At 39.8% G+C, this 8,926-nt stretch carries 7 protein-coding genes; 4 read left to right on the top strand and 3 right to left on the bottom strand.

Annotated elements, in window-relative coordinates; translation table 11 throughout:
- Positions 1-61: 61 nt before the first annotated feature.
- From MTBBW1_RS09070 to MTBBW1_RS09060, 3 genes are all read right to left on the bottom strand, one after another.
- Entirely contained in the window at positions 62-805 is a 744-nt protein-coding gene (locus MTBBW1_RS09070) for a substrate-binding periplasmic protein (RefSeq protein WP_080802309.1), read from the bottom strand.
- Between the two features lie 287 nt (positions 806-1,092).
- Positions 1,093-2,376, bottom strand: a complete 1,284-nt coding sequence (locus MTBBW1_RS09065; protein ID WP_080802306.1) for a citrate synthase — start codon at positions 2,374-2,376, stop codon at positions 1,093-1,095.
- A gap of 105 nt (positions 2,377-2,481) precedes the next feature.
- Complete coding sequence (locus MTBBW1_RS09060; RefSeq protein ID WP_080802303.1) at positions 2,482-2,733, bottom strand: FmdB family zinc ribbon protein; 252 nt, start codon at positions 2,731-2,733, stop codon at positions 2,482-2,484.
- A gap of 301 nt (positions 2,734-3,034) precedes the next feature.
- Here MTBBW1_RS09060 and MTBBW1_RS09055 point away from each other — a divergent pair, with 301 nt between their 5' ends.
- From MTBBW1_RS09055 to MTBBW1_RS09040, 4 genes are all read left to right on the top strand, one after another.
- Positions 3,035-4,825 carry a hybrid sensor histidine kinase/response regulator gene (locus tag MTBBW1_RS09055; protein WP_080802300.1) on the top strand — a complete coding sequence of 597 codons (1,791 nt, stop codon included), beginning with the start codon at positions 3,035-3,037 and terminating at the stop codon, positions 4,823-4,825.
- Between the two features lie 157 nt (positions 4,826-4,982).
- Entirely contained in the window at positions 4,983-5,768 is a 786-nt protein-coding gene (locus MTBBW1_RS09050; protein WP_080802297.1) for a TrmB family transcriptional regulator, read from the top strand.
- A gap of 348 nt (positions 5,769-6,116) precedes the next feature.
- Complete coding sequence (locus MTBBW1_RS09045) at positions 6,117-7,451, top strand: saccharopine dehydrogenase C-terminal domain-containing protein (RefSeq protein WP_080802293.1); 1,335 nt, start codon at positions 6,117-6,119, stop codon at positions 7,449-7,451.
- Positions 7,452-7,497: 46 nt separating this feature from the next.
- Complete coding sequence (locus MTBBW1_RS09040) at positions 7,498-8,802, top strand: bifunctional lysine ketoglutarate reductase /saccharopine dehydrogenase family protein (RefSeq protein WP_080802289.1); 1,305 nt, start codon at positions 7,498-7,500, stop codon at positions 8,800-8,802.
- Positions 8,803-8,926 lie beyond the last annotated feature (124 nt).

Here is an 8,926-nt window from a genome sequence, read left to right as displayed (position 1 = left end):
CTTGGTTATCCTGGTTCAGACAACTGCAATAACTTCTGAAAAAGCAATTACAACCCTTGATTTATTGATACTTGCTCTGAATTTTTTTCCCTGTACCGTCGGCATTGATCTCATCCAAAATGGCCTGAAGCTTTTCAATAATTGATGGATCTGTGTCTTTGTGAAAGGCATATCCCATGTTAGATTCGCTTAATGTGTAAACATTCTCGAACTTGGTATGATCTATTCCCAATTCTTTCATTTTATAAACAGCAGTTTCATAACCATAGGATATGGCATCAACTCTTCCTGCATCCAGCTTTTTTAACAGACAGGCAGGATCAACACATTGATCCAGAGTGTTTTTGTCAATACCGGCATCTACGAGAAGCTGTTCTCCGACATCCTTAAGAATAATACCTATCTTTAATTTCTTTAAGTCGTCAATGGAATTCAGTTTTAATTCTTTGCTCTTTTTTGCAATGATGGTATTTCCAGAGCCTGCTGGAATAGGGCCTACAAATTTAAAAAACTCTTTTCGTGAATCTGTGATTGTCATGCTGAAAAGGCAGAGACCAACTTTCTTTTTGGTCATTTCATATCCCCGAGACCATGGCCAGATTTTAATATCTGCCACTGTTTTATTCAAGCCGGCTCTTTTCCAGATTTCAAGGAGAACATCTACTGATATTCCGGCAGCAGCACCATTTTCTGAATAGTTAAAAGGAGGATAGTCTTCAGTAACCCATGTAATATCTTCCAAACTTTGAGCATAGGAGATGGATGTAAAGAATAAAGCAGCAATGGTGACAATAGTTTTTTTCATAGTTGTTCCTCTCTTTTTGGTTTCAAAAACCGTAAGTTATCAATTGTTCCAATTGTAATCTTCCAGATAATTGACTTGACAAAAATTTTAAGGGCACCCCAGATTTGGTTGCCCTTAAATCAGATGACAAAATCCTTTTGCTGGAAACCTATATAACGGCCATGGCAAACCCGTCTTGCCACAACGAAGCATGAAAGCCCTGAAAAAAACCTTGAAATACGGGGACTTTCTTATAAAAAAGCTATGGCAGACACATCTGCCACAAGTTTATATTCGACACACAAGATCTATTTCCTATCTCCAATAGGAATATAATCCCTTATTGTTTCGCCGGTATATACCTGCCTTGGTCTGCTGATTCTCTGGTTAGGATCAAGGGCATCTTCACGCCATTGTGCAATCCAGCCAGGAAGCCTGCCTATTGCAAACATGACAGTAAACATGTTTGTGGGAATTCCCATTGCCCGAAGTACAATACCACTGTAAAAATCAACATTGGGATAGAGATTTTTGTCCTGAAAATAAGTGTCATTAAGGGCAGCCTCTTCAAGTCCCATGGCAATGTCAAGCAACGGGTCTTTGATATTGAGTATGGCAAGTACCTTGTCGCACATCTTTTTCATAATTTTTGCACGGGGGTCATAAGTTTTGTAAACCCTGTGACCAAATCCCATTAGACGGAACGGATCATCTTTATCCTTTGCTTTTTCAATTACCTGCGCCGGTGTAAAGCCTTCCCTGTGCATGGATTCAAGCATCTGAATAACAGCCTGGTTTGCTCCTCCATGAAGGGGGCCCCACAAAGCTGAAATACCAGCGGAAAGAGCAGCATAAAGATTTACCTTTCCACTGCCGACAACCCTTACCGCTGCTGTGGAGCAGTTCTGCTCATGATCAGCATGAAGAATCCAGAAAACATTGAGCGCCTGTACAAGATCATCCTTCATCTGGTAGGGGATCACAGGATTATCAAACATCATGTGAAGAAAATTTGCGCAGTATGAATAATCAGACCTTGGATATACAGTTGCATGACCCCTTGATATCTTGTATGCCATGGCAGCCATGGTTCTTACTTTGGAGATAAGACGCAGAAATGTCTGGTTAAGATCCTCCTCAAGATCAATCAATTCAGGATAGAAACTTCTCAAGGCATTCAGCATGGCTGAAAGAATTCCCATTGGATGGGCCTTGCTGGGAAAATTCTGGTAAAACGCCTTCATGTCTTCATGTAGAAGAGAAAAGTCATTTAACATGACACTTTTTCTTGTCAGTGCGGATCTATCCGGAAGGTTTCCATTTATGAGAAGATAGGCGGTCTCCACAAATGTCGATTTTTCGGCAAGTTGCTCAATGGGATAGCCCCTGTATCTCAAAATTCCCTTCTCACCATCCATAAAGGTAATGGCACTCTGACAGCTTCCGGTGTTGGCAAATCCTGGGTCAAATGTAATGTGACCGGTTTCCTGCCGTAATGATCTTATATCAATTGCCTTTTCACCTTCACTGCCCACAATGACAGGCAGATTATAAGTTTTCCCGTCAAGGGTCAGGGTTGCAAAATCCGTCATCTGTTATTCTCCTTACTTTACTGTGATATTATTTTCAGGCCAGGGATGTACAAAGCGGTCTCCATCCAGTGTTTGCTTAAAGGAGAGGCGTTAATACGCTTTTTTCTAACCTCTGCTTTCTCCGGGAACGGTATATGTTGAACATGAACCACTTGAGCAATTACGTGTTTGCTTTGAAACACCTTCCTTTTTTGCAGATACTGAAGGCCCCATGGCATAGTTGATGGTACTTACAACCCGTTCAACTGCAAACGAACTGCATTTTGGACACTTTATCTCTTTTTCGCTGTCTCCGCTCATAAAAAGAATTTCAAAAAATTCTTCACAGTCTGAACACTTAAATTCAAATATGGGCATGATTTTTCCTTGTTTAAAATTATTGATTAAAAATGTACCTGAGCAAAATATTAATTTAATAAAATAATCTCTAAAGCAAAGTTGTCAAGATTTTTATTTCATAAGTTACTAAAATTTACGTTTTTCTTCATTTTAATCATAAATACCATTGTCGCGATCAAGGTTTTTCCGTTTAATGTGGGTAATATTTTTAAAGTAATAATTGACATTTCAACCATACTTTGTATTGTTATATCAAGCATTGACACTAAATGTGGATAACGGGTTTACTTCTTGAAGCACAGTATGTTCAGGAGAAATAATGAAAAAACCAATGGACAAGGCTTTGATCAACAAAATTATAACCAATTTGAAGCAGAAGATGCTGCTTTTGACAACACCTGATGAAAGCGTTGCCAACTCCGGAATACGTTACTGGCAGGAGAAAAATCTACTGATTCTTCTCTCTCTGTGCTTTGTTTTTGGAACAATTGTCTATATTCCAAGCGTTGCTCTCTCAATAAAAGAGGATTTATGGATTATTGCAGTTGCAGATACATTGATTTATACTTATATTATAGTTCTTTTTTTCTTTAAAAAACTTCCCTACATGGTTCGTGCGTCAAGTTTGAGTCTTATATCATATTTCCTCGGTATGATACTGCTGATAGTGCTCGGACCTTTTGGAGGTGGCCCGGTATGGCTTTTTGTTTTTCCTGTTATCACTGTGCTTTTAATGACCCTTCGTGAAGCTGTGATGGCTCTTATACTTAATGGGATAAGCATCTTCGGCATAGGTGCTTTAATGATGATATACAATTTTGAAGGATGGGCAAAGATAGCTGTTGTTGTAAATCCTGTTGAAAAATGGGTGGTATCATCCCTGAATTTCATGCTGCTCAACACCATTGTGGTGTTTTCGGCAGCATCTGTGCTGAAAGGGCTTAAACTCTCCCTGGAGCAGCTTAACCGTGCCCGCAAGATGGAGGCCCTTGGACTTCTTGCAGGAGGTGTTGCACATGATCTTAATAATATTCTGTCAGCAATTGTGGGCTTTCCGGATCTTCTTATGATGGAGATAGAGGAAGATCATCCCATGCGTCCTTATCTTCTTGCAATAAAAAACTCAGGAAACAGAGCTGCTGAAATAATACAGGATCTTTTGACACTTTCACGCAGGGGTGTCTCAAACAGGGAAGTTATCAATTTAAATGATGTTGTCACAGACTTTTTTAACACACCTGAATTCAAAACCATACTCTCTTTTCATCCAAATACAACTGTTAACAAAAAATTACAGAAAAATCTGCCTCTTGTAATGGGTTCACAGCATCATCTTGAAAAAACCCTGATGAATCTCATATCCAATGCTGCAGAAGCTCAGTCAGATAAAAATGGTATAATAACAGTCTCAACAAGCCATTGTCATGTTAAAAAAACCATACAAAGCTACTGCCGCGTACCAAAAGGGGAGTATGTACTTCTTGGAGTTGAAGACCAGGGCACAGGAATATCATCTGAAGATCTTGAGCGGATTTTTGAACCCTTTTTCACAAAAAAAAAGATGGGACGCAGTGGTACAGGACTTGGCATGGCAGTTGTATGGGGTACTGTTCAGGATCATGAAGGCTATATTGATGTCAAAAGTATCCTCGATGAGGGTACACAATTTACATTATATTTCCCCGTAACTTTTGAAAGGCGCAAAGCAAAAAATATGGAAAAAAATTTAAATCACATCATGGGCAACAAGGAGTCAATATTAATTGTTGATGACGACAAATCACTTGGAGATGTTATAACTGTAATGCTCAAGTCGTTGAATTACTCACCTGTTTACGTCCAGAATGGAGAGGAATCCATTGAATATCTACAGCATAACGTGGCGGATCTTGTTCTTCTTGACATGATAATGGGAGAGGGCATGGATGGGCTTGAGACCTACAGAGAAATTATAAAAATACATCCTGAACAGAAAGCCATTGTTTTAAGCGGATTCTCACAAAGTGAAAAGGTTGATGAAGTCATACGCCTTGGAGCATCCAAATATTTAAAAAAACCCTGCACCATGAAAGTACTCGGTGAGGCAATAAAAGAAGTGTTTTCAAAATAACGGCCATGGCAGACTATTGCATTGTTAAAATTAAAATTTTGGGTTGAGTCGATTGAAACAGCATCTAAAACATAGAATTAAAGATTCCAACCCCAAAAATTAAGTGCTGACAAAGCACTATGATAAAAAAATTCATTTTGCGGAGATTTATACATAAATGTTTAAAAGAAATGCCCAGTTAACCATTGGATTATCTGAATATGCGGTAACAGCTTTCACTGCCCTTGTTGCCAAGCATCCGGTCAATGGTTCACAACTGAGTCGTAACTCCGGAATTCCGAGAGCCAGGATTTATGATGTGCTCAGAGTGTTGAAAAGTAAAGGATTTGTTGTGGAGTCAAGTGAAGGGATGTACACCCCCATTCCCCCTGAAGAGCTTATAAGACGGCTTCGTAATGATCATGAAAACTCTCTGTCCGAACTTGAAGAAAAACTCAAAAATGCCCAGCAGCAGACCCAAAGTGATGTAATATGGAATATCAAAGGATATGAGATGGCCATGGCCAAGGCGCAGGAGATGATCTCTGATGCCGCGGAAGAGGTATATGTGAGGATATCCCCTGAAGAAGGCAAATTCCTTGATCCTGAACTTAAAAAAGCTGCTGAAAAAGGGGTGCAGATAAAATATATCTCACTTAAACCTGTGGAACTGACATTTGAATGGCAGGTAATTCATCCTCCCCGTGAGCCTGGCATGGATTACGGCAAACACCGTTTTTTTGATGTTGTGGTTGATAGAAAAGAGGTTCTTTGCGGCATGTTCATGGAAGGTGACGAGGCAAATTCCATCATTAACTGGGGAAAAAACAAGTGGTTTGTAATCTCTGTAAGAGATAGCCTGCGGCACGATTTCTTTCACTATTTTCTCCATAAAATCATGAATGATATTCCCCTCTCCGCATCTGATAAAGCCCTTTATAAAAGTGTATGCAAAGATATTTGATCGATCTTCATGTTCGATTTTCATGTTCTAACATCACATCCCCTGTCACACAATACAGTATTTACTCAACCTCGACACCTATGATCTTGTAAGCCTTGTCAACACTGTCTGAATCAGGATTCCCAAGATTAACAAAGATAAGGCAGGAGTATCTATCCTGAGCATCCTATCCATCCTGGTTATCTTGGTTCAGACAACTGCAATAACTTTGCAAAAGCAATAAGATGTCGATTTTGAATATTTAAATAATGATTGACAGTATTGCAGGTCATGTGTAATGTTGTCCTGTAGGTAGCAACACACAAACACAGATAAAAATACAAGGTATTGATTTACGGGGGAGGGATTATGAAAAAAATATTGATATTGGGTGCAGGACTTGTTGCAAGACCCCTTGTACGTTATCTTCTGGCATCTCCAGATATAGAAATAACCCTTGCAGACCAGATGAAAGAGAAAGCCGAGGAGCTTATTGGAAATGACCCTTCGGGCACTGCCATAGCAATGGATGTAAACAATCGTGAAGTGCTGGGTAAGAGAGTTGCCGAAGCAGACATTGTCATAAGCCTACTGCCCTGGACACTTCATCCAATGGTTGCAAGACTTTGCCTTGATCATAAAAAACATCTTGTAACAGCCTCATATGTAAAGGATGAGATGCAGGCAATGGATAGTGAGGCCAGGGAAAAAGGTTTGATTTTCCTAAATGAAATCGGGGTTGATCCAGGAGTTGACCATATGGCCGCCATGAAAATCATTGATGAAATAAAGGGCGCAGGCGGCACTGTCACAAGCTTCTACTCATATTGCGGGGGCCTTCCGGCCATGGCCAACAATAATAATCCTTTGGGATACAAATTTTCATGGAGTCCTGAAGGAGCAATGATGGCGGCCAATAATGACGGCAGATATCTGAAAAACGGTAAAATCATTGAAGTTCCTGGCAACAAGCTTTTTGAACACTACTGGCTCACAGACATTCCTGGTTCAGGTGTTTTTGAGGCTTATGTAAACCGTGATGCTTTGCCTTATCTTAAAGTTTACGGTATTGAATCTGCAAAAACCATCTACCGCGGCACATTAAGAAACATCGGATATTGCGAAACCTGGGATTTTTTCAAAAAACTTGGACTTCTGAATCGCAAGATGATGTTTAACATGTCAGATACCCCGCCATGCCAGGTCATTGCCAACATGATCAACAGCGACGGTAAAAATATTAAAAAAGATGTGGCGGAATACCTTAAAATTCCGGAATACTCACTGACACTTAAAAAATTGCAGTGGTTAGGCATGTTCAGCAGTGAATGCCTTGATATAGACAGAACCGTCTCTGTCTTTGAGATGTTTGCCCATGTATTAAAACAGAAACTTACCTACGATGACGGCGAAGTTGATCTGCTTCTCCAGCACCATGAGTTCACAGGAGAATATCCTGATGGCAAAAAAGAGAAGGTCATGGCAACACTTGTGGACAGCGGAACACCGGGAGGAGACAGCTCCATGTCCAAAACAGTTGGCCTGCCTGCTGCCATTGCTGCAAGACTTATTGCTGAAGAAAAAATTGATCTTAAGGGTGTTTGTATTCCCGTTCATCCCCAGATTTACAAGCCGGTACTGAATGAACTTGATAGGCTTAACATCAGGTTTTGTGAAAAAAGGACAGTTTTGACAAATTCGTGAAATAAATATGATAAAGAAAATTCCTGAATAACTTGCAGGGGGAACTATGAAATCATTGCTTATAAGGGCTGAAGACAAAAACATCTGGGAAAAAAGAGCTCCCATTGTGCCTGATGATATAAAAAAAATAGTTGAACAGACGGGAGCAGAAGCATTTGTTGAAGAGTCTGAAAAGAGATTTTTCAGTGCATCTGACTATGAAAAGGCAGGTGCAAAGCTTTGCAGCAGCATGGAACAGGGCGATGTGATTTTCGGTGTAAAAGAGATTCCTGAAGAGAAACTATTAGATGGAAAAACATACATTTTCTTTTCCCATACCATAAAGGGACAACCATCTGGTATGCCCCTTCTGAAAAAAATAATGGCAGGAGGTTCAACTCTTATTGATTATGAAAAGATTACAGATGAAAAAAATCGCAGGCTTATCTATTTTGGGCGTTATGCAGGTGATGCAGGTGCAATTGATATCCTGCATCTGATGGGTGAGTATTGGGAGAACAAGGGGATTTCCACTCCATTTAAAAAATGTTTGCCAGCTCATCAATACAGCTCGGTTGAAGATGCAAAAAAAGAGCTTGAAAAAGTTGGTAACGAGATAAAAAAAGACGGTTTTCCAGATCAACTTGCACCTGTGGTTTTTGGAATTCTTGGATACGGGAATGTTTCAGGCGGTGCTCAGCAGATAATAGATTGTCTGCCCAGCAAAAGAGTTGAACCTGAAGAGCTTGAAAATCTTGTTAAATCAGGTGATTTTGATGCCAAGACCGTTTATGTCACAATATTCAAGGAAAAGGATCTTGTTAAAAAAACAGATGGCAAAGAGTTTGACCTCAATGAGTATTTTACCCATCCTGAAAGATATGAAAGTATCTTTGATCAATATCTGCCATTTTGCACTGTCTTGATAAATGCTGTTTACTGGGATAAGCAATATCCTAAATTTGTAACCTGGGAAGGCCTGAAAGCACTTTGTGAAAAGTATCCAGAGCCAAAATTGTGTGGAATTGCAGACATCACATGCGACACCAACGGCTCTGTTGAGTGCAATGTAAAATCAACTGATTCCGGTATGCCTGCCTATCTTGTGGATCCTCTTAATCAAAAAATTACAGATGGACACAAGGGTGATGGTATTGTTGTGCTTGCAGTTGATAATCTGCCATGTGAGCTTCCAAACGACTCTTCCACTTTTTTCAGTAATCAGCTCACTCCCTTTGTTGCCAGCATCCTTGGTGCAGACTATGATTCAGACCTTGAATCATCAGGACTGCTTCCTGAGATAAAAAAGGCTGTGATTGTATACAAAGGTAATCTTACGCCTAATTATAAATATCTTGAGAAGTTTTTGTAATGTGCGTGGTAGATACCCGTCAAAATCGACATTTTATTGTTTTTTTAGAAGTTGTTGCATTTGTCAGAGTCAGGATAACCAAGATTAGCAGTGTTCTTTCAAGGTTTGATTGTCGGGTAGAAAA

The organism is Desulfamplus magnetovallimortis (genome assembly GCF_900170035.1).
GTDB classification, from domain to species: Bacteria; Desulfobacterota; Desulfobacteria; order Desulfobacterales; family Desulfobacteraceae; genus Desulfamplus; species Desulfamplus magnetovallimortis.
The sequence above is the reverse complement of the archived record's forward strand: the minus strand, read 5'-3'. Positions and strand labels throughout refer to the sequence as shown.

Coding starts and splice junctions, on each gene's coding strand:
- MTBBW1_RS09070 (WP_080802309.1), bottom strand. CDS start 805: ATGAAAAAAACTATTGTCACCATTGCTGCTTTATTCTTTACATCCATC.
- MTBBW1_RS09065 (WP_080802306.1), bottom strand. CDS start 2,376: ATGACGGATTTTGCAACCCTGACCCTTGACGGGAAAACTTATAATCTG.
- MTBBW1_RS09060 (WP_080802303.1), bottom strand. CDS start 2,733: ATGCCCATATTTGAATTTAAGTGTTCAGACTGTGAAGAATTTTTTGAA.
- MTBBW1_RS09055 (WP_080802300.1), top strand. CDS start 3,035: ATGAAAAAACCAATGGACAAGGCTTTGATCAACAAAATTATAACCAAT.
- MTBBW1_RS09050 (WP_080802297.1), top strand. CDS start 4,983: ATGTTTAAAAGAAATGCCCAGTTAACCATTGGATTATCTGAATATGCG.
- MTBBW1_RS09045 (WP_080802293.1), top strand. CDS start 6,117: ATGAAAAAAATATTGATATTGGGTGCAGGACTTGTTGCAAGACCCCTT.
- MTBBW1_RS09040 (WP_080802289.1), top strand. CDS start 7,498: ATGAAATCATTGCTTATAAGGGCTGAAGACAAAAACATCTGGGAAAAA.